A 21,123-nucleotide genomic window follows, 5' to 3' on the forward strand; every position below is an offset into this window, starting at 1 on the left:
CAGGCGTAAGGGGGTTCAACCGCGCACGATCTGGTTCTTGCCCTGCCGCTTGGCCTGGTACATCGCCGCATCGGCGCGGGCATACAGGCTGTCCAGCGCCACATCTTCACCGGTCAACCCGGTAAGCCCCTGGCTCACTGTTACCCCGTAGGTGTGCGCCCCATGGCTGAAGCTCAAACGCTGAATCTGCCGCTGTAGCCGCTCGGCTATCTGCCCGGCCAGCTCGGCACTGCACCCTGGGAAGACTGCCGCGAACTCTTCGCCGCCAATACGCCCGAACAGGTCGCCACGGCGCAACACGGCCTTGCCGCTGTCGGCGATGTGCTGCAGCACCTGGTCGCCTTCCTGGTGGCCATAGCTGTCGTTTATCTGTTTGAAGTCGTCGATGTCCAGTAACAGAAAGGCCAACGGCGTGCCGTTTTCCCGGGCGCTGTCAAACGCCGCTTGGGCGCATTCGAAGAAGTGCCGGCGGTTGCTGCTTTGGGTCAGCACGTCAATGGTGGCCAGGCGCTGCAACTCGCCTTCCAGCTGCTTTTTCTCAGTGATGTCTTCGGCAATGCCGACGATGATCACGCGGTCGCCGTCATGCTGCTGGTTGATGTAGCACTTGTCGCTCAACCAGCGCACTTGCCCGTCAGCATTGATGATACGGTACTCGCGGTCCTCGACCGCGCTTTTGAGCAGCACCTGGGCCAGGCTGCGCTCGGCGTATTCCAGGTCGTCGGGGTAGATGCTGTCGCGCCACTCGTTGAAGTCGGCCAGTACCAGGCTGGCCGGGCGGCCGAAGATGCGCTCGTAGGCAGGGCTTACGTACAGCACTTCGCGTGTTTCCCAATCGAAAGCCCAGAGCACCGCGTTGACACTCTCGAGCAACGAGCTGAACAGCTGTTCGCGTTCGCTCAGGCGGGCGACTTCACCTTGCGCATGAAGGAGCGCCAGTAAAGTGCGGGCGGCTCCCGGTGGTACCGGGCCCGGCGATGTCATTGGAATATTCTTGGCCATGTGCACGTAGCGAGTCTCGACGTGAAAGCGTGCGGCCAGCATCCTGCCCGCCACGCGGGCGATGTGCGGGGTTTGAGTGGGGGCGAGGTGGTTAAGTTCCAGCTGGCACGCCCCATGCTGGGGCGTGCCGATCAACGGCGATCAGGCGCCGACCGGGCGCAGGGAATAGGTTTTCAGCTGTGCCGCGAAGTCGCGCAGGGCTTGAATGCCACTGGTTTCGGCTTCGTGTACCCAGTCCTTGATGGCGGCCAGCATGTCATGGCCGTTGGCGCTGGTGCGGGCCCAGATCTGCTGCAAGGCCAGGCGCTTTTCGTAGATGGTTTTCAAGGCCTGGCTGTGCGCAAGCATCGATTCGATGCGCACATGGTGGCGGTCTTCGAGCAGGCTGGTTTCACGGGATAGCAGGCGCTTGGCACGGCGGAAGTGGTGGCGCACCGAGGCGTCGACACGCGCCAGTTCCAGCTTGACCAGCGGGGCGATCACCAATTTGCGGTACTGGGCCATGATCTGGAAGCGGTTGTTGAGGATCGCCATGGCGGTGTCCATGTCCAGGCTACCTTTGCCTTCCACCCGATGGGCAATCGGCGCCACACGCTGCACCTTGGCCAGGCGCAGCAGGCAGAACAGGCGGATCCACGCCCAGCCCATGTCGAACTCCCAGCGCTTGACCGACAGCTTGGCCGAATTGGGGTAGGTGTGGTGATTGTTGTGCAGCTCTTCACCGCCGATCACGATGCCCCACGGCACCAGGTTGGTGGCCGCGTCACGGCATTCGAAGTTGCGGTAGCCGAACGCGTGGCCCAGGCCGTTGACGACACCGGCAGCCCAGAACGGGATCCACATCATCTGGACCGCCCAGACGGTGATACCGAGGGTGCCGAACAGCAGCAGGTCGATCACGGCCATCAGCGCGATGCCGCCCAATTTGTAGCGCGAGTAAAGGTTGCGCTCGATCCAGTCATCAGGGCAGTTCTTGCCGTAGATGCGCAGGGTGTCTGGGTTGCGGGCCTCTTCGCGATACAGCTCGGCGCCTTTGCGCAACACCGTGCTCAGGCCTTTGTGCACGGGGCTGTGCGGGTCGTCGGGTGTTTCGCACTTGGCGTGGTGCTTACGGTGGACCGCCGTCCACTCGCGGGTGTTCTGCGCCGTGGTCAGCCACAGCCAGAAGCGGAAGAAATGCTTGAGCGCGCCGTTGAGCTCAAGGGCTCGGTGCGCAGAGTAGCGATGCAGGTAGACCGTGACGCTGACAATGGTCACGTGGGTCATCAACAGGGTGATGCCGACCAGTTGCCAGGCCGACAAGTCGAGCAGGCCGTTGTACCACATAGATGTAAATGCCCTCGAAATGCGGGGGGAAGGGTCGATTATCCCTTGGTGGGGAAATAAAACCAGTCAACTGTTCAGACAGGAGGTCACGACATGTTTCAGCCTTTATAATGCCCCTTTCTTTTCAATGGGCTATCCCACCCGACATGTCTGTTTCCGTTCGCGACGCCTTGCGCATGGCCGCGCTCTATGTGGTGCTCTCGATCCTCTGGCTGGTGCTGGCCGAGGTGATGCTGCAGAGCATGACCGACGACCCCCTGGCATTGACCGTGGGGCGGCAGATCAACGTGGTGGTGTGGGTGCTGTGCAGTGCCTTGCTGATTTATCTGTCCCGGGTGCGGCTGCTGCATTTCATCGGCCATGGCGCGCGGTTGCGCTGCGAAGACCGGGAACGCCTGCGCATGGCCGCCGCGGTGTTCGACAGTACCCTGGAAGGGGTGCTGGTAACCGACCGCCAGGGCCTGATCGTGCACGTCAACCGTGCCTTCATGCGCATTACCGGTTACCAGCAGCACGAGGTGATCGGCCAGCGCCCGAGCAAGTTCAAGTCGGGCCGCCATGGCCAGGCCTTCTACCAGCAGGTCTACGCCACCCTGGCTGAAAAGGGCGAGTGGAGCGGCGAAATCTGGAACCGGCGCAAAAGCGGCGAAATCTACCCGCAGTGGCAGACTATCTGCGCTATTCACGATGACGAGGGTGAGCTGAGCCATTACGTGGCCGTGTTCAGTGACATCAGCGCGATCAAGCATTCGGAGCAGGAACTGGCCTACCTGGCCCACCACGACCCGCTGACCGGCCTGCCCAACCGCTTGCTGTTCAACGACCGCGTCGAGCAGGCCCTGGCCGCGGCGCAGGCCAACAAGCGTGGGTGCGCCCTGCTGCTGCTGGACCTGGACCACTTCCAGAGCATCAACGATGGCCTTGGCCACACCATCGGTGACCAGTTGCTGAGGCTGGTGGGGGAGCGCCTGGGCAAGATATTGGGCAATGGTGTGACCTTGGCCCGGCTGGGCGGTGACGAGTTCGGCGTGCTGGCCGAAGGCTGCCAGCAAGTCGGCCAGGCAGGCAAACTGGCGCAGGGCATCATCGAGCGCATGCGCGAGCCGTTCCTGTTCGATGGCCATCGGTTGTTCATCAGTGTCAGTGCCGGTATCAGCCTGTTCCCCAGCGATGCCTTGTGTGCCGAACAGTTGCTGCGCAACGCCGATTCGGCGTTGTACAAGGCCAAGGGCAATGGGCGAGCCTGCTATGCGCTGTACACCGAAGAACTGACGGCCCACGCCCAGCACCGGGTTGAAACAGCGGGCGAGTTGCGCCGCGCACTGGAGCATGACGAACTGCGGGTGTTTTTCCAGCCGGTACACGACCTGGCGACCGGCAGCCTGGTCGGGGTCGAAGCGTTGGTGCGCTGGCAGCATCCGCAGCGCGGCCTGGTGCCGCCGGGCGAGTTCATCCCGATCGCCGAGCGTACCGGCCTGATTGCCGAGATCGATGCCTGGGTGCTGCGCCAGGCCTGCCGGCAAATGGTGCAGTGGCAGGCGCAAGGCCGGCAATTGGCGTTCGTGGCGGTGAACATCTCCAGCCGGCTGTTTGGCCAACATGAGTTGTACCGGCAAGCGGCCGACGTCCTGCACGACACCGGCCTGGCCCCCGCCTTGCTGGAGCTGGAAGTGACCGAAAGCGCTGTGATGGAAGACCCGGAGGTGGCGCTGGAGCAACTTCACCGCTTACGTGAGCTTGGCGTGACCCTGGCCATTGATGACTTCGGCACCGGCTACTCTTCGCTGCTGCGGCTCAAGCGTTTGCCCGTTCAGAAGCTGAAAATCGACCAGGGCTTCGTTGCCGGGTTGCCGCTGGATGAGGATGACATCGCGATCGTGCGGGTGATCATCGCCCTGGCCCGCAGCATGGGCATGCAGGTGCATGCCGAGGGTATCGAGCAGGCAGAGCAGGCCGCCTTCCTGCTGCAGCAGCAGTGCCAGCTGGGGCAGGGGTACTGGTTCGGGCGGCCGGTGCCGGCTGCGGATTTGCACTGGGATTGAGGGCCTCTTCGCGGGTTTGCCCGCGAAGAACTCAACGCTTGTTCAAGCCTTTTGCCAATCGGTCGCCACCCAGCTGGATCAACGCCACCAGCGCCACCAGCATGGCGATCACGGTCAGCATGATCTGGCTGTCGAAGCGCTGGTAGCCATACCGGTAGGCGATGTCGCCCAGCCCTCCGGCACCGATCGCCCCGGCCATGGCCGAGGAGTTGATCAGGGTCACCAAGGTGATGGTGAAACCGCCGACAATGCCCGGCAACGCTTCGGGCAACAACACATGCCAGACAATGTGCCAGCGCCGGCAACCCATGGCCTGCGCGGCTTCCACCAAGCCATGGTCGACTTCGCGCAGGCTGACCTCGGCGATCCGGGCAAAGAACGGCGTGGCGGCGATGGTCAGCGGGACAACCGCCGCCCACACACCATAGGTCGTACCCACCACCAGCCGGGTGAACGGGATCAGCGCGACCATCAGGATCAGGAACGGGATCGAGCGGAACAGGTTGACGAAGGCGCCCAGTAACCGGTTCAGCAAGGCTGCCTCGAATATGCCACCCCTGCCGCTGGTGACCAGCAGCAGTGCCAGGGGTACCCCCAGCAGCAAGGCGATAAGCGACGACACGCCAACCATCAGCAGGGTATCGAGCAAGCCTTCCAGCAGACGATCAAACCACATGGCCCAGCACCTCCACGTTGTCCGCCCAACGGCGGGCGCGTTGCAGCAATTGTTGGGTATCGTGCGGTGCGTGCTGCACCGACAGGATCAACTGGCCCAGGGCGTGCTCGCCAATGGTCGCCACGCCGCCCTGCAGCAAGCGCACGCGACCGCCCAGGTCGTGGAACAGGGCAGACAGTTCAGGCTCGCCAAGTACACTCAGTTGCAATACCACGGCGCAGTCACGGCTTGTGGGGTGGGCCTGCAGGCTGGCTTGCAGCGCCGCAGGCAGCCGCGCTTGCAGCGGCGCAAGCAGGGTTCGGGTGACCTCGTGGTGAGGGGCGCCGAAGACACGCCAGACTTCGCCCTGCTCGACCACCTCGCCGCGGTCCAGCACCACCACCCGGTGGCAGATATCACGGATGACCGCCATCTCGTGGGTAATCAGCACGATGGTCAGGCCCAGGCGCCGGTTGATATCGCGCAGCAGTTCCAGGATCGAGGCCGTGGTCTCCGGGTCCAGCGCGGAGGTGGCTTCGTCGCACAGCAGGATCTCGGGGTCATGCACCAGTGCCCGGGCAATGCCCACGCGCTGTTTCTGCCCGCCTGACAATTGCGCGGGGTACACGTGGTGTTTCTCCTGCAGGCCGACCAGTGCCAGCAGCTCCCGGACCTTGCGTTGTCGCTCGCCCTTGGCCACGCCCGCCACCTTCAAGGGCAGCTCGACGTTCTGCCACACCGTCTTCGCCGACAGCAGGTTGAAATGCTGGAAGATCATGCCGATACGCCGGCGCAGCGCCACCAGCTGGTCGTCATCGAACGCCGCGATGTCCACTTGGTCGATCAGTACCCGGCCGTGGCTGGGGCGTTCCAGGCGGTTGATGGTGCGTAGCAACGAAGATTTGCCGGCGCCGCTGCGGCCGATGATGCCGAACACTTCGCCCTGGCGAATGTTCAGGTCAATGCCGTGCAAAGCGGGTTGCGCCTGCCCAGGGTAGGTCTTGCCCAGGCCGATGAAGCGTACATGGGCTTGATTGATTTCCGGGTGCAGGGCGTGCTCCCTGGCCGTTGACGCTCGCGGTTGGGGGGTGGGCGCCTTGAATGCGCTGGCCTGGCTCATGTCAGCCTTCCCAACCGGCCTGGTACAGCTTGCCGTGAGCCTTGTCCAACGCTGCGCGTACGGCAGGCGAATGTTGGTAGATGTCGACGAACTGTGCCAGGCGTGGGTCGTTTTTGCTCTGCGGGCGAATCACGAATTGAATCACGTACTCCTTGTTTTCCAGACCGTCGAACAGCAGCGCTGAACTGGCATCGAAGCTGTTGGCCAGGCGAATGTATGCCGGGTACCCCTGCACCAAGTCGGCGTCGTCATAGGCACGCACCAGCTGCACGGCTTCGACTTGCAGGATCTTCAGCTTTTTCGGGTTGGCGACAATGTCGTCCTCGGTGGCTTTGTAGCCAACCCCTGGCTTGAGCGTGATCAACCCGGCCTTGGCCAGCAATTGCAGGCCGCGGCCGCTGTTGATCGGGTCGTTGGCGATGGCCACGCTCGCCCCTTCAGGCAGGTCGGCGAAGCTTTTGTACTTTTTCGCGTACAGGCCCACGTTGTTGATGATGCCCGGTGCATAGGGCACCAGGTCGAAGCCCGCAGCCGCCTTGGCATTCTCCAGGAACGGGATGTGCTGGAAGTAGTTCACGTCGATGTCGCCGCTGTTGAGGCTGACATTGGGCGCGATCCAGTCGCTGAACTCGATCAGCTTCACCTCCAGGCCTTGCTTGTGGGCTTCTTCCACGGCGGCTTCCAGCGGGATCGCAAAGGCCGAGGTAGTGCCGATCTTCAGGGGTTCGGCGGCCTGGGCAGTGGCGCACAGGCCGAGGGACAGGGCGATGGCCACGACGGGCCGGAACAGTTTTTCAAGCATGGTGCAGGGCTCCAGTCGGTGCAGGGGTAGGGGTGCGGTTAAAGCGGTAAGCCGAACCAGGGTGGTCGGCGGGCAAGTGCGGGTGGTCGGCCTGGAACAGTTTCTGGCGCAGGGTGCCCTCGGCGTACGCGGTCTTGTAGCGGCCGCGTTGTTGCAGTTGAGGAACGACCAGGTCGATGAAGTCCTCAAAGCTCTCCGGGGTGACGGTGCGGGTCAGGTTGAAGCCGTCCAGGCCGGTCTCGTCGAGCCAGGCGATCAACTGTTCGGCGACCTGCTCGGGGTCGCCGACGACCTTCACGTAGCGCCCGCCCAGCGCGTGCTGTTGCAACAGGCGCCGGCGGGTCCAGGCGTTGCCCTGCAACTGGCGGGTGGCTGACTGAATGGCGTTGCCCTGGCTGAAGGGGATCGGCTCGTCCAGTGCATAGGCCGCGAAGTCAATGCCGGTCGAGGCCGCAAAATGTGCGACGCCGGCCTCGGCGCTGGCATGCTGCAGATACTCGGCATGCTTGGCCTGGGCCTGTTGCTCGGTCGCCGCGACGATCACCGTGATGCCCATGAAGACCTTGACCGCCTGCGGGTCGCGCCCGGCAGCCGAGGCAGCCGCGCGTACCTGCTCGACCTGGGCGCGGGCCGCGGTCTTGTCCTGAGCGCTGATGAACACACATTCGGCATGTTGCCCGGCGAAGCCCAGGCCGCGTTGCGAACTGCCTGCCTGGAACAGTACCGGGGTGCGCTGCGGCGAGGGCTCGCACAGGTGGTAACCGTCGACCTTGTAGAACTCGCCATGGTGCTGCACCTTGCGCACCTTGTCGGGGCGGGCATAGATGCGCTGCTCGCGGTCAGCGACCACCGCGTCGTCAGCCCAGCTGCCCTCCAGCAGCTTGTACAGCACCTGCAGGTATTCGTCGGCCTGGTCGTAGCGGCGGTCATGTTCGGGTTGCTGTGCCAGGCCCATGGCGCGGGCGGCACTGTCGAGGTAACCGGTTACGATGTTCCAGCCAACCCGGCCCTGGCTCAGGTGGTCCAGGGTGGATAGGCGTCGGGCGAACAGGTAGGGCGCCTCGTAGGTCAGGTTGGCGGTAAGGCCAAAACCCAGGTGGCGAGTGACGGCGGCCATGGCCGAAACCAGCAGCAAGGGGTCATTGACCGGCAACTGGATGGCCTCTTTGAGGGTGACGTCCAGCGATTGCCCGTAGATATCGTAGGTACCGACGATATCGGCGATGAACAGCCCATCGAACAGGCCCCGCTCCAGCAGGCGTGCGAGCTGGGTCCAGTACTCCAGGCTGGTGTACTGGGTCGAAGTGTCCCGTGGGTGGGTCCACAGGCCGTGGTTGATGTGCCCGACACAGTTCATGTTGAAGGCATTGAGCAGGATTTGCTTGGCCATCAGAGCGTCCCCCGGCGTGGCGGGTTGACGTCGTTGAGGTAGTAATTGCCGATGGCGTGGTATTTCCAGCGGACCGGGTCGTGCAAGGTGTGCACGCGGGCGTTGCGCCAATGGCGGTCGAGGTTGTGCTCGGCCAGCGTCGCTTGGCTCCCACTCAGTTCGAACAGGGCAGTGCCGGCGGCAAGCGCGATTTCCGTGCTGCTGGCACGCGCTTCGGCCACGGCGATGGACGCCGCGGCGACGGTGTCGGCGGTGCTGTCGTTGCGGGCGCGGTCGAGGTATTCGCCAGCGCGTTCCAGCAGGGCTTCGGCCGCGTGCAGGCGGATCGCCAGGTGGCCGAAGCTTTTCAGCGTCAGTGGGTCATCGCTTGCCTTGTCCAGGCCTGCGTCGACCCATGGTCGGCTGCGGGTGCGCACGAAGTGCAGGGCATCCTCGTAGGCGGCGCGGGCGATGCCGGTGTCGATGGCGGCGTGAAGAAGCTGCGCCAGCGGGCCGACCGGGGTGGGGCGCTCGAAGGCGCTCTGGAAAGGCACCACGTCCGCTGCGCTGACGTAAACGTTGTCCAGCAGAACCGAGCCACTGCCGGTGGTGCGCTGACCAAAGCCGCTCCAGTCGTCGATCACCTGCACGCCCTGGCTATCGGCCGGCACGAACACCAGGTGCTGCACGCCCTGTTCATCGACCACCGACGTGGGAATACGCTGGGCGTAGATGGCGCCAGTCGCGTAGAACTTGCGGCCATTGATGCGAAAGCCGTCACCGTCACGGCTCAGGCGGGTGGTGCGTTCGTTGGCGGTCTTGGTACCCAGCTCGGCCAGGGCATTGCCGAAACGGCGGCCGGCCAGTACTTCGCCATACAGCCGCTTCTGTTGTTCGGGGCTGCCGTTTACCCGCAGTACTTCCAGGCTGTAGAAATGATTCTGTGGGATCTGCCCCAGCGAGCCGTCGGCCTGGGCGATGCGGGCGATGACCTTGGCCAGGGTGACGTTGGACACGCCAGCGCCGCCGAAGGCCTTGGGCACACTGATGGCCCACAGGCCGGAGCGGGTGAACAGGTCCAGTTCGCTGTGCGGCAGCCGGCGTTCGCGGTCGCGCAGGGCGCTGTCGCGGCGCAGTTGTTGGGCGATTTCGTCGGCGACATGCAGGGCTTGGGTGTCGCTGGTGATGATTCTGATGGTCATGGGTTTCTCCGGGCCTTGGGAGCGCGATGCGGCCCATCGCGACACAAGGCCGCTCCTGCAGGGATACGCGGTTCCATGCCGGTCCGCGCCACGGGTAGGAGCGGCCTTGTGTCGCGATGGGCTGCAAAGCAGCCCCCAAGGCCATTGAATTCAGATCCAGGAATGCCGCGCGGGCAAGGTCCCGTTAAGGTGGTAAGCCCCAACCGCGTGGTACTTCCAGCGCACCGGGTCATGCAGCGTGTGCACCCGGGCGTTGCGCCAGTGGCGGTCGAGGTTGAATTCGGCAAGGGTGGCGCGGCTGCCAGCCAGCTCGAACAGCTTTTCGCTGGCCTGCAGGGCAATTTCAGTGGTCAGCACCTTGGCTTCGGCCACCGCAATGGACGCGCGCGCAGCGCTCGCGGCATCCACGGGCGCGGCGCTGACCTCGTCAAGCACCTGCGCGGCCTTGCGCAGCAACGCTTGCGCCGCATGCAGTTCAAGCTTCAGGCGCCCGACGTCAGCGATCACGTAAGGATCGTCGCTGGCGCGCTCGACATTGGCGTCGACCCAAGGCCGCGACTTCTCGCGAACGAACTTGATCGCATCTTCGATGGCCGCTTCAGCGATACCTGCATCGATTGCTGCCTGGATCAACTGCGAGACCGCGCCCTGGGTATTGGGTATATCGCGCTGGCGCCAGTTGTCGATCACCAGCGCCGCCTCCACCGGCACCTGGTCCAGCAGTACCGTGCCGCTAGCAGTGGTGCGCTGGCCAAACCCGGACCAGTCATCGACGATGCGCAACCCCGGGCTGCCTCTACGTACGAACGCCAGGCGCTGACGGCCGTCGTCGTCCAGGGCTTTGACCGCCACCCAATGGGCGAACAGGGCGCCGGTGGAATAGAACTTCTCGCCACTGATGCGATAACCGTCGCCGTTGCGGGTGATACGCGCGGTGAGCGTGAGGGTGTCCTTGGTGCCGCGCTCGGGCCCGGCATTGCCGATGCGCCAGCCTTCGAGCACGCTGCGGAAAACAAACGCCTGTTGCGCTTCGCTTGCCGTCAGGCGCAGCAATTGCAGGATGCCGAACTGGTTCTGCGGGATCTGCCCCAGGGCCGGGTCGGCGGCGCTTATCAGGCGGAACACTTCGGCGATGGTGGCGAACGAAACATCGGGGCCACCGTGGGCCTTGGGTACGCTGATGCTACCCAGCCCGCTGCGGGTGAACAGCTCGACCTCCGCCCATGGCAGCTTGCGTTGCTGGTCGCGGCGGGCGGCATGCTCGCGGGCGACCTCGGCCAGTTCGCGTGCCGCTTGCAAGGCTTCGGCGTCGTTGCGCAACACCTTGGCTGGCAGCAACGGGGGAGCGCTGTCGAGATCGCTGTGTAATAGGCTGTTGGGTTGGCTGGACATCAGTACCGCTCCTTGGCTGTACTCAATGCCCTGGCGTTACGCACTGGGGAAATTGTGATGCTTACCATTCCTGACCTCGCGAAAAGTAAAGCCGCTACAGCTGGTCGCGGCGAACGTGTGCTGGTCCGGTGGTCCGGTTGATATACCCTAATGCTTTATAAAAATTTAATGAACTAACTCTTTGGAATATATATAGAAGGAGAGATTTCCGCGGCTACGCCGACCTCTTCGCGGATGAACCCGCTCCCACAGCGTTAACCCTGAGGGAGCGGGCGAGCCCGCGAAGGGCCCAGAGCAGGCCTACTCGGAAGCAGCAGTCCCAAGGAACTTGCGCAAGAACTGCCGGGTACGCTCTTCCTTCGGCGCCGCAAACAGCGCTTTGGCCTCGCCTTGCTCCACGATCACGCCTTTGTCGAAGAAGATCACCCGGTTCGCCACGTCCCGGGCGAAGCTCATTTCGTGGGTGACGATGACCATGGTGCGCCTTTCTTCGGCCAGGCCGCGAATAGTCGCCAGCACTTCACCCACCAGTTCCGGGTCCAGCGCCGAGGTCGGCTCGTCGAACAGAATCACCTCGGGCTCCATGGCCAAGGCACGGGCAATGGCCACCCGCTGCTGCTGGCCACCGGACAGACGCCGCGGGTAGGCATCTTCCTTGCCCGCCAGGCCAACCTTGGCCAGCAAGCGGCGGCCCAGTTCGACAGCCTGTTCGCGCGGGGTCTTCTTGACGATCACCGGCCCTTCGATCACGTTTTCCAAGGCTGTGCGGTGCGGAAACAGGTTGAAGTTCTGGAACACAAACCCCGCCTGCTGGCGCAACCGGCGGATTGCACTTTGCTGCCCCCCCAGCGGGCGGTTGGCATCGATGCTGATGGCGCCGATCTTTATCTGCCCGGCGTCGGGCGTTTCCAGCAGGTTCAGGCAGCGCAGGAAGGTGGTCTTGCCCGAGCCGCTGGGGCCGATGATGGCCACCACCTCGCCAGGCTGTACGGTCAGGTCAATGCCGTTGAGCACGGTCTGGCCCTTGAACCGCTTGGTCAGGCCTTTGACTTCAATCATGCTCAATGCTCCTGGTCATGCTGGTTGACCCGCGCTTCCATACGGTTCTGGAAGTGCGCGAGGATGCTGCACAGCACCCAGTAGATAACCGCAACCGCTACGTACATGGTGAACACTTCGAAGGTGCGTGCGGTAATCAGCTGGGCCTGGCGGAACAGCTCGGGTACCTGGATGGTGGCTGCCAGGGCGGTGTCCTTGACCAGCGAAATGAAGCTGTTGCCCAGCGGTGGCAGGGCGGTGCGCAGGGCCTGGGGCAGGATCGCCCGGCGCATGGCCTGCACCCGGGTCATGCCGATGCTGGCCGCAGCTTCCCATTGGCCACGGTCAATCGATGAAATCGCCGCGCGCAGGATTTCGCAGATGTAAGCCGCCATGTTCAGCGACAGGCCAATCAGCGAGGCCGGGATAGGGTCGAGTTCGATCCCGATCTGCGGCATGCCGAAATAGATCACGAACAGTTGCACCAGCAGCGGCGTGCCGCGAAAGAACGACACATAGATCCGCGCCAGCCAGTTGAGCGGCAATACCTTCGACAGCCGCATCAGCGCCAGGGCAAAGCCCAGCACCAGGCCGAAGAACATGCCGCCCACGCTGAGCAGTACGGTGTAACCCGCGCCCTTGAGCAGGAAGGGCGCGGAGTCGGCTACGAGTTGCAGGCTTTCAGCGATCATTTAGTGACATCGGCACCGAAATATTTTTCCGACAGCTTGGCCAGCGTGCCGTCAGCCTTGAGCTTGTCGATGGCCTTGTTGATGGCCGCCAACAGTTCAGGCTCGCCCTTGCGCAGAGCCACGCCGCTTTCCAGGCGCGAGAAGGCAGGGCCGGCCAGTTCGGTGTCCTTGGCTTTTTGCGCGTATTCCAGCGCCGCCAGGCGGTCGATCAGGATGGCGTCGATGCGGCCGTTGCGCAGGTCGGCGAATTTGCTCGGGTCGTCTTCATAAGTGCGCACCTCGGCTTTCGGTACGTCTTGTTTCACCCACTGCTCGTAGTTGGTGCCCAGACCCACGCCGACTTTTTTGCCGGCCAGATCCTGTGCACCATTGATATTCAGCTGCTCGGCCTTCTTCTTGAGAATCAGCGCCTGGATGCCGGAGATGGTGTAAGGCTCGGAGAAGTCATACTTCTTCTTGCGTTCTTCCGAAATGGTCACCTGGTTGACCACGATGTCCAGCCGTTTGGACTCCAGCGCGGCGAGAATACCGTCCCACTTGGTTGGCTGGATCTTGGCCTTGACCCCCAGCTCTTTGGCCAGCAGTTCGGAGAGCTCGACTTCAAAACCGGTCAGCTTGCCGTTTTCATCCTGAAAGCTGAACGGCGGGTAGGTGCCTTCGAGGCCGACGTTGATCACGCCTTTTTCCTGAATGGTTTTCAGCTCTTCGCCGGCGAAGGCCTGGCCGAGCAGACCAGCACCCAGCACAAGGGCCAGGCTGGCATTGAGTAGCGGTTTGACGAACTTCGACATGGCAGAGCCCCGCGCGTGTTGTGTAGGGAGAGGGTGGCGACTATAGAGCTGGCTTTTAAGGCCTGGAAATAATAAAAAAATATTTTGTTACTTCCATTTTATTCGTTATCAGAGCGTGATTGCTTTGAGGGTAGGCGAGGTTGCCTGCGCCGTCACCGCAGGGTGTGCCCGACATGGCGCAGGATGGAATAAAGCGTAGTTTTTTCCAAGAGGCGGATTTGCCGTAGAGTGGATTGCACGCAGGCACGCCCGGCCCTTTCGCGGGCATGGCGAAACAACCCGATGGCCTATACGGCAGGAGAAAACCGTGAGCGAACAACCATTATCCGGGCGCTGGCAGTTGCAGAGCATCGTAACCGGCCTGCGCGGCGCGCGTGAGCAGTGGCGCACCCGCAATGGCCGCAGCAGCGGCGAGCAGGGTGGCCGCGAGCTGCCGTCGCGCGAGGCGATGCGGCAGATCCTCGAGCAACTCTGTGGTGCGCTGTTCCCTATGCGCCTGGGCCCGGTCGACCTGCGCGAAGAAAGTGAAGATTTCTACGTTGGCCATACCCTCGATGCCGCCCTGACCGCCTTGCTGGCCCAGGCCCGACTGGAGCTGCGTTACGCCGCCCGGCAAAGCCAGGCCGAGCTGGCCGGTGTGGATGCTCACGCGCTGAGGCTGGTACAGGATTTCGCGGCAGCCTTGCCAGCGCTGCGGGTGTTGCTCGACACCGATGTGCTGGCTGCCTACCACGGCGACCCGGCGGCCCGTAGCGTCGATGAGGTGCTGCTGTGCTACCCCGGCGTTCTGGCGATCATCCACCACCGCCTGGCGCACCATCTGTACCGGGCAGGCCTGCCACTGCTGGCGCGCATCAGTTCGGAACTGGCGCATTCAGCCACAGGTATCGACATTCACCCTGGGGCGCAGATCGGGCCGGGTTTCTTCATCGACCATGGTACGGGGGTGGTCATTGGCGAAACCGCGATCATCGGCGAGCGCGTGCGTATCTACCAGGCTGTGACCCTTGGCGCCAAGCGTTTCCCAAGCGACGAGTCGGGCACCTTGCACAAAGGCCTGCCCCGCCACCCAATCGTCGAAGACGATGTGGTGATCTATGCCGGCGCCACGGTACTGGGGCGCATCACCATCGGTAAAGGCTCGACCATTGGCGGCAACGTGTGGCTGACCCGCAGTGTGCCAGCCGACAGCAACATCACCCAGGCCAACCTGCAGCTGGATTGCCAGGACAAGCATTGACCTGAAATTTGCCTGGCGTGCACCGGCACTTTTCAAGGTGAAACGGGCTCTTACAAGGAACGCACAGCGAGCGACCGATGTGCACGCCAGGCGCGGGTTCACCCGCGAAAAGGCCGGGCCAGAAGCGCGCCAGTCGGCGCCCCAATTCGCATTGAACACCGATCCATGTTTAACTTGAACGCTTGTTCAATGAAAAACGCTGGTCCGCTGCCGGTGTTCAACAGGAGGATTCCTTTGCTGAACCCGTTCATTCCGAACCTCACGTCTTTTGACGAGGTGCCTGCCCCATGAGTGCACCGACCCCATCCCTTTCCACTGGCAAGATCCGCATGAACCCGCCGGTGTTCTACTTTGCGGCAAGCTTCATCCTCATCTTCGGCCTGGTGGTCATCTCCAACCCGCAAACCGCAGGCGACTGGTTGCTGGCGGCGCAGAACTGGGCGGCCAATACGGTCGGCTGGTACTACATGTTGGCAATGACGCTGTACCTGGTCTTCGTGGTGGTCACCGCCTTGTCCGGCTACGGCAAGATCAAGCTCGGTGCCGACCACGACGAGCCCGAGTTCAGTTACCTGTCATGGGCCGGCATGCTGTTTGCGGCTGGCATCAGCATTACGTTGTTCTTCTTCTGTGTGTCCGAACCGCTGACCCATATGCTGCAGCCGCCCCAAGGCGAAGCGGGCACTGCCGAGGCCGGGCGCCAGGCCATGCAGATCCTGTTCCTGCACTGGGGGTTGCATGGCTGGGGCGTGTTCGCCTTCGTCGGCATGGCGCTGGCCTACTTCGCCTACCGCCATAACCTGCCGCTGGCGCTGCGTTCGGCGCTGTACCCGCTGATCGGCAAGCGCATCAACGGGCCGATCGGTTATGCGGTGGACGGCTTCGGCATCATCGCCACCGTGTTCGGCCTTGGCGCCGACATGGGCTTTGGCGTGCTGCACCTGAACGCCGGCCTGGATTACCTGTTCGGCATCAGCCACAGCCAGTGGGTGCAGGTGATCCTCATCACCCTGATGATGGGCGCGGCGGTGGCCGTAGCCGTTGCCGGGGTAGAGAAGGGCGTGCGGGTAATGAGCGACATCAACCTGTTCCTGGCCTGCGCATTGCTGCTGTTCGTGCTGTTCGCCGGGCCTACCCAGCACCTGTTCAACACCCTCATCCAGAACCTTGGCGATTACCTGGGCGCCTTGCCGCGCAAGAGCTTCGACGTGTATGCCTACGGTGAGAACCGCGACTGGCTGGGTGGCTGGACAGTGTTCTACTGGGCCTGGTGGATTGCCTGGGCGCCGTTCGTGGGCTTGTTCATTGCGCGCATTTCCCGCGGCCGTACCATCCGCGAGTTCGTCTTTGGCGTGCTGCTGATCCCGCTGGGCTTTACCCTGGCGTGGATGTCGATCTTCGGCAACAGTGCCCTGGACCAGGTCATCAACCACGGCATGACCGCGCTGGGCCAGTCGGCCTTGGACAACCCGTCCATGAGCCTGTACCTGCTGCTGGAAACCTACCCCTGGAGCAAGGTGGTGATCGCCACCACGGTGTTCATCAGTTTCGTGTTCTTCGTCACCTCGGCCGACTCTGGCACCGTGGTGCTGTCGACCTTGTCGGCCACCGGTGGGGATGCCGATGAGGACGGGCCGAACTGGCTGCGCATTTTCTGGGGCGCGATGACCGCGCTGGTCACCAGTGCGCTGTTGTTCGCGGGCAGCATCGATTCGCTGAAATCGGCGGTGGTACTGACCTCGCTGCCGTTCTCGTTGATCTTGCTGTGCATGATGTGGGGGTTGCACAAGGCGTTCTACCTGGAGTCGCAACGGCAGATCGCGCAAATGCACTCGCTGGCACCGTTCGCCCAGTCACGCCGCGGCCGCGGCGGCTGGCGCCAGCGCTTGAGCCAGGCGGTGCACTTCCCGTCGCGTGACGAGGTGTACCGCTTCATGGACGATGTGGTGCGCCCGGCGATTGCCGATGTGCGTGAGGTGTTCGAGCAAAAAGGCCTGGTGCTGATTACCCAGGATGACCCAAGCCACGACAACGTCAGCCTGAAAGTGGGGCATGGTGAAGAACAGCCGTTCATTTACCAGGTGCAGATGCGTGGCTACTTCACGCCATCGTTCGCCCTGGGTGGGCTGGGCACGCAGGAGTTGAAGAACCGCCGCTACTACCGGGCGGAGGTGTACCTGAGCGAAGGCAGCCAGAACTACGACCTGGTTGGCTACAGCAAGGAGCAGATCATCAACGACATCCTCGACCAGTACGAGCGGCACATGCAGTTCCTGCATCTGGTCCGCTGACCAGGCTTTCCTGTTCTGGCCTCTTCGCGGGCACGCCCGCTCCCACAGGTACATCGCAGGTTTCGAAACCGGTGCCGGACCTGGGAGCGGGCGTGCCCGCGAAGAGGCCAGAACAGGCAACAACTAAAAGGGCACATCCCCGAGGATCGTCGCGCGGTGCATCACCCGCCGATTAGGCCGGTAGTCATCCACGGCAAAATGCTGGGTCACGCGGTTGTCCCAGAACGCCACGTCATGCTCCTGCCAGCGCCAGCGAATGCTGAACTCCGGCCGTGTGGCATGGGCGAACAGCAGCTTCAGCAACGCCTCGCTCTCCAGCTCGCTCAGCTCATTGATGCGCGTGGTAAACCCCTCATTGACGAACAACGCCTTGCGCCCGCTCACCGGATGCGTCCGCACCACCGGGTGCGACAGGGGCGGGTTGTTGCGCCGCGTGGCTTCCCAGCGCGCCAGGTCTTCAGCGGTGGTGCCAAAGCGTTCCAGCGGGAACGACTTGGTGAAGTCGTGAGTGGCGGTCAGCCCGTCGAGCATGCCCCGCAGCGGCGCCGACAAGGCTTCAAAGGCAGCGATGCCGCTGGCCCACAAGGTATCGCCACCGTAGGCCGGCAACTGCTTGGCACTGAGCACCGCACCCAGTGCCGGGGTTGGCAGGAAGGTCACGTCGGTGTGCCACACGGCGTTGTCGCGTACATCGGTGACCGCCGTGTCGAGCACCAGCACCTGCGGGGTGTTCGGCACATTGGGGTAGATCGGGTGAATGTGAAGGTCGCCGAAGCGGGCGGCAAAGCGCGCCTGTTGTTCCGGGTTGATCGGCTGGTCGCGGAAGAACAGCACCTGGTGCTGCAGCAGCGCCTGTTCAATGGCGTCGCGTTGTGCTGCGGTGATGTCGCGGCTGATGTCCACGCCGCTGATCTGGGCGCCGAGCGCGGGGCTGAGGGGAGTGATGGTCAGGCTCATGTCAGTCTCTTCAATCAGGCGCCAGTGTGCTGGCGTGGACAATGGGGTTCAGTGGCTTTGCCCGTGCCAGGGCACCAGCTTGCGCTGCAGGGCGCGCAGGCTCATTTCCAGTGCGAAGGCGATCAAGGCGATCAGCAGGATGCCCAGCACTACGACGTCGGTAACCAGAAACTGCGCCGCCGACTGCACCATGAAGCCCAGGCCACTGGTGGCGGCAATCAGCTCGGCGGCGACCAGCGTCGACCAGCCAACCCCTAGGCCGATGCGGATCCCGGTGAGGATGTCGGGTAGCGCGCTCGGCAGGATCACGTGACGGATCAGCTGAGCCTTGCTTGCGCCCAGCGACTGCGCTGCACGCAACTTGGCCGGGTCGACGGTACGTACGCCGGTGGCGGTGGCAATGGCGATCGGCGCAAAGATCGCCAGGAAGATCAGCAACACCTTCGACAGCTCGCCGATGCCGCACCAAATGACAATCAGGGGCAGGTAGGCCAGCGGCGGGATCGGCCGGTAGAACTCGATCAGCGGGTCGAGGATGCCGCGTGCCACGCGGTTGTAGCCGATGGCGATGCCCACCGGGATGGCGGTCAGCGCGGCGGCCAGCAGGGCCACGCCGATGCGCCCCAGGCTGGCGCCCAGGTGCTGCCACAGGCTGGCATCCATGTAACCCTGGGTCAGCAAGGTCCAGCCCTTGGCCAGGATGTCGCCGGGCGAGGGCAGGAACAGCGGCTCGACCCAGCCGGCGGCAGTCACCAGCCACCACGCCAGCAACAGGCTGGCGAGGGTCAGGGTGCTGATCCAGCGGGTGGAACGTGGGCGGCGCAGCTTGATGGCTGGCCGGGGTTGGGCGTCGTGTTTGCCGGTAACCGGCAGGTCCAGGCTGCTCATGCGCGCTCCTGCAGGCTTTGGCGTTGGGAAAACACCCGCGCCAGTACGTGCTCGCGGGTTTCGATGAAGGCCGGGTCGGACTTGATCGCCCGGGCCGATTCGCCAGCGGCATAACGCTGGCCGAAGTCCAGTTGCAGGCGTTCCACCACGCGCCCCGGGTTGGGCGCCAGCAGTACCAGTTCGCTGGCCAGGAATACCGCTTCTTCGATGTCGTGGGTAATCAGGAACACCGGCTTGGCGGTGCGCTGCCATACCTGCAGCAGCAACGCCTGCATCTGCTCGCGGGTGAAGGCATCGAGGGCGCCGAACGGTTCGTCCATCAATAGCACCCGTGGGTCGGCTGCCAGCGCCCGGGCCAGGCCCACGCGTTGCTTCTGGCCGCCGGACAACTGCCAGATGCGCCGCTCGCCGAAGCCGGCGAGGTCGACCAGGGCCAGCATCTCGCGGGCTTTGGCTTCACGCTCGGCGCGTGGTACGCCGGCCAGCTCCAGGCCGAATGCGACGTTGCCCAGCACGTTCTGCCATGGCAGCAGCGCGTCGTCCTGGAACACCACACCGCGCTCGGCTCCAGGCCCTTGCACCGGTACACCGTCGAGGGTGATGCGGCCGCCACTGGGGGTAACGAAGCCGGCGATCAGGTTGAGCAGCGAGGTTTTGCCGCTGCCGGATGGCCCCAGGGCCACCAGCAGTTGGCGCGGCCCCAGGCTCAGGTTGATGTCGGCCAGCACCGGGGTGGCGGCACCGGGGTACTGTGCGCTGATGCGCTCCAGTTCGAGCAAGGCCATGGCGGGCTCCGGTTCAGTTTGGAAGGAACTTGGCGCTGACGTACGGCGAGTAGTCCGGCAGTACGGCGTCAACCTTGCCTTGCTGCTTGAGGAAGTTGGCCGTGTCGGTCAGTGCCTGGGTGGTGGGTGCGCCCAGTGCGCTGGCCTGGTCGGCGGCCAGTGGGTAGACGTTGCCCTGCAGCAGCACGGGAATGTCGCTGGCCTTGGCGCCGGACAGCTTCACCAGTTTGTCTACGTTGCCCTTGTCAGCCAGCCAGGCTTGCGGGTCTTTGCGGTATTCGGCGTAGGCATCGAGGGTGACCTTGGCGAAAGCCTTGACCACGTCGGGGTGCTTCTCGGCGAAGTCCTTGCGCACGATCCAGGCATCGAAGGTGGGTGCGCCTTTTGCGGCCAGCTCGCCCGAGGTGATCAGCACCTTGCCGTTCTCCTTGGCCACGCCCAAGGCCGGGTCCCAGACGTAGGTGGCGTCGATGTCGCCGCGTTTCCAGGCGGCAATGATCGCAGGGGGCGCGAGGTTGAGTATCTGCACCTTGGGGGGGTCGATGTTCCAGGTCTTCAGGGCTGCCAGCAAGCTGTAGTGGCCAGTTGAAACGAAGGGCACGGCGACTTTCTTGCCGACCAGGTCTTGTGGCGTCTTGATGCTGTCGCGGGCGACCAGAGCCTCGCCTGCGCCGATCTGCGTTGCGATCAGAAACGTTTCGACCGGCAGCTTGCGGGTGGCGGCGGCGGCCAGCGGGCTGGAGCCCAGGTAGCCGATCTGCACGTCACCGCTGGCTACTGCGGTGATCACATCGGCGCCGTTATCGAACTTGCGCCAGTCAATGCTGGCCTTGCTGGCTTTTTCGTAGTCGCCATCTACCTGCGCCACCTTGGCGGGGTCGACGGTGGTCTGGTAGGCGACGGTCAGGTCGGCCGCCTGGGCCAGCCAGCTGGCGCTGGCGAGGGTCAGGGCGCCGAACAGGCGCAGCGGGGCATGCGGGATCATGGTGAACCTCTCAGGCAAACTGGGGTATGCGAGAAGGCTAAATGATCTAAAAAATTTAAAATAAATAACTTTTTTGCATTAGCTTAGGAGGTAAAGCTGTAGGAGCGGCCTTGTGTCGCGATGGGGCGCGAAGCGGCCCTGACGATGGCTGCTGCGACGCTGAGCGTTCAGTGCAGCTTCGCGCCCCAGCGCGACACAAGGCCGCTCCTACAAAGCCTGCGAAGGGTCATAACCTGGGTCAATAGCGAAATCAGATCAGCCTGCTAGGCTTCTCCGTCCCTATAGAACATTAAGGAATTAGGTTATTAGCAAACGTTTGCAAATAGCTAAATGCTATTAGAACCCGTATAGCTACAACGATTGGTTGCAAAGGTTCGTTACATATTCCCTAAAAATCTTAGAAATTCACAAAACGGTCATTTTGGATTTATAGGATTGTCATTATCCTGTAGCGCAGGTGGCGCCTTAGACCAAAGTCGAGAAACGTTTAGAAACGTTTGACTTACCAGTCACACTTTGGGACTAAATCGCCAATCCACGGTGAGC

At 63.3% G+C, this 21,123-nt stretch carries 18 protein-coding genes; 3 read left to right on the plus strand and 15 right to left on the minus strand.

Going from position 1 to position 21,123, the window contains the following annotated elements:
* Positions 1-15 precede the first annotated feature (15 nt).
* Both L1P09_RS00875 and desA read right to left on the minus strand, forming a co-directional pair.
* Positions 16-1,044: a GGDEF domain-containing protein gene (locus tag L1P09_RS00875; RefSeq protein ID WP_054905588.1), complete on the minus strand. Its 1,029-nt coding sequence runs from the start codon at positions 1,042-1,044 to the stop codon at positions 16-18.
* A gap of 99 nt (positions 1,045-1,143) precedes the next feature.
* Complete coding sequence (desA, locus tag L1P09_RS00880; RefSeq protein ID WP_232892834.1) at positions 1,144-2,328, minus strand: delta-9 fatty acid desaturase DesA; 1,185 nt, start codon at positions 2,326-2,328, stop codon at positions 1,144-1,146.
* 146 nt (positions 2,329-2,474) lie between these two features.
* Between desA and dibA the strand changes: the two genes are divergently transcribed.
* Positions 2,475-4,370: a phosphodiesterase DibA gene (dibA, locus tag L1P09_RS00885; protein ID WP_054905586.1), complete on the plus strand. Its 1,896-nt coding sequence runs from the start codon at positions 2,475-2,477 to the stop codon at positions 4,368-4,370.
* Between the two features lie 31 nt (positions 4,371-4,401).
* Here dibA and L1P09_RS00890 read toward each other — a convergent pair whose 3' ends face one another.
* From L1P09_RS00890 to tcyJ, 9 genes are all read right to left on the minus strand, one after another.
* A complete protein-coding gene (locus L1P09_RS00890) occupies positions 4,402-5,046 on the minus strand; it encodes a methionine ABC transporter permease (RefSeq protein ID WP_054905585.1) in 645 nt (214 codons plus the stop codon).
* Entirely contained in the window at positions 5,036-6,145 is a 1,110-nt protein-coding gene (locus L1P09_RS00895) for a methionine ABC transporter ATP-binding protein (RefSeq protein WP_110678933.1), read from the minus strand. Before L1P09_RS00895 ends, L1P09_RS00890 begins: the two co-directional genes overlap by 11 nt.
* Before the next feature lies 1 nt (position 6,146).
* On the minus strand, positions 6,147-6,947 hold the full coding sequence (locus L1P09_RS00900) for a MetQ/NlpA family ABC transporter substrate-binding protein (protein ID WP_029884778.1): 801 nt from the start codon (positions 6,945-6,947) through the stop codon (positions 6,147-6,149).
* Positions 6,940-8,337 (minus strand): LLM class flavin-dependent oxidoreductase, encoded by a 1,398-nt coding sequence (locus L1P09_RS00905; RefSeq protein ID WP_054905584.1) that lies wholly within the window; start codon positions 8,335-8,337, stop codon positions 6,940-6,942. The genes L1P09_RS00900 and L1P09_RS00905 overlap by 8 nt, the downstream gene beginning before the upstream one ends.
* Entirely contained in the window at positions 8,337-9,518 is a 1,182-nt protein-coding gene (locus L1P09_RS00910; protein WP_054905583.1) for an SfnB family sulfur acquisition oxidoreductase, read from the minus strand. The genes L1P09_RS00905 and L1P09_RS00910 overlap by 1 nt, the downstream gene beginning before the upstream one ends.
* A gap of 150 nt (positions 9,519-9,668) precedes the next feature.
* Entirely contained in the window at positions 9,669-10,910 is a 1,242-nt protein-coding gene (locus L1P09_RS00915; protein ID WP_197886234.1) for an SfnB family sulfur acquisition oxidoreductase, read from the minus strand.
* A gap of 300 nt (positions 10,911-11,210) precedes the next feature.
* Positions 11,211-11,969: an L-cystine ABC transporter ATP-binding protein TcyN gene (tcyN, locus tag L1P09_RS00920; RefSeq protein ID WP_029884774.1), complete on the minus strand. Its 759-nt coding sequence runs from the start codon at positions 11,967-11,969 to the stop codon at positions 11,211-11,213.
* Between the two features lie 2 nt (positions 11,970-11,971).
* Complete coding sequence (gene tcyL / locus L1P09_RS00925) at positions 11,972-12,640, minus strand: cystine ABC transporter permease (RefSeq protein ID WP_009682229.1); 669 nt, start codon at positions 12,638-12,640, stop codon at positions 11,972-11,974.
* Complete coding sequence (gene tcyJ, locus L1P09_RS00930) at positions 12,637-13,431, minus strand: cystine ABC transporter substrate-binding protein (RefSeq protein WP_235768318.1); 795 nt, start codon at positions 13,429-13,431, stop codon at positions 12,637-12,639. Before tcyJ ends, tcyL begins: the two co-directional genes overlap by 4 nt.
* Before the next feature lie 307 nt (positions 13,432-13,738).
* On the opposite strand from tcyJ, the gene epsC reads away from it, so the two are divergent.
* Together epsC and betT are read left to right on the plus strand one after the other, a co-directional pair.
* Positions 13,739-14,671, plus strand: coding sequence for a serine O-acetyltransferase EpsC (epsC, locus tag L1P09_RS00935; RefSeq protein WP_235768319.1), 933 nt, complete (start codon positions 13,739-13,741; stop codon positions 14,669-14,671).
* A gap of 329 nt (positions 14,672-15,000) precedes the next feature.
* Complete coding sequence (betT, locus tag L1P09_RS00940) at positions 15,001-16,962, plus strand: choline transporter BetT (RefSeq protein ID WP_192441754.1); 1,962 nt, start codon at positions 15,001-15,003, stop codon at positions 16,960-16,962.
* Between the two features lie 123 nt (positions 16,963-17,085).
* Here betT and tauD read toward each other — a convergent pair whose 3' ends face one another.
* From tauD to tauA, 4 genes are read right to left on the minus strand one after another with little or no spacing between them, the layout of a single operon-like run.
* Entirely contained in the window at positions 17,086-17,919 is an 834-nt protein-coding gene (tauD, locus tag L1P09_RS00945; protein ID WP_110678917.1) for a taurine dioxygenase, read from the minus strand.
* Between the two features lie 48 nt (positions 17,920-17,967).
* Positions 17,968-18,807 (minus strand): taurine ABC transporter permease TauC, encoded by an 840-nt coding sequence (gene tauC, locus L1P09_RS00950; protein WP_192441411.1) that lies wholly within the window; start codon positions 18,805-18,807, stop codon positions 17,968-17,970.
* Complete coding sequence (tauB, locus tag L1P09_RS00955) at positions 18,804-19,592, minus strand: taurine ABC transporter ATP-binding subunit (RefSeq protein ID WP_029884770.1); 789 nt, start codon at positions 19,590-19,592, stop codon at positions 18,804-18,806. The genes tauC and tauB overlap by 4 nt, the downstream gene beginning before the upstream one ends.
* Positions 19,593-19,605: 13 nt before the next feature.
* Positions 19,606-20,577, minus strand: coding sequence for a taurine ABC transporter substrate-binding protein (gene tauA / locus L1P09_RS00960; RefSeq protein WP_235768320.1), 972 nt, complete (start codon positions 20,575-20,577; stop codon positions 19,606-19,608).
* Positions 20,578-21,123 lie beyond the last annotated feature (546 nt).

This window comes from Pseudomonas juntendi (assembly GCF_021560075.1).
Lineage (GTDB): Bacteria > Pseudomonadota > Gammaproteobacteria > Pseudomonadales > Pseudomonadaceae > Aquipseudomonas > Aquipseudomonas juntendi.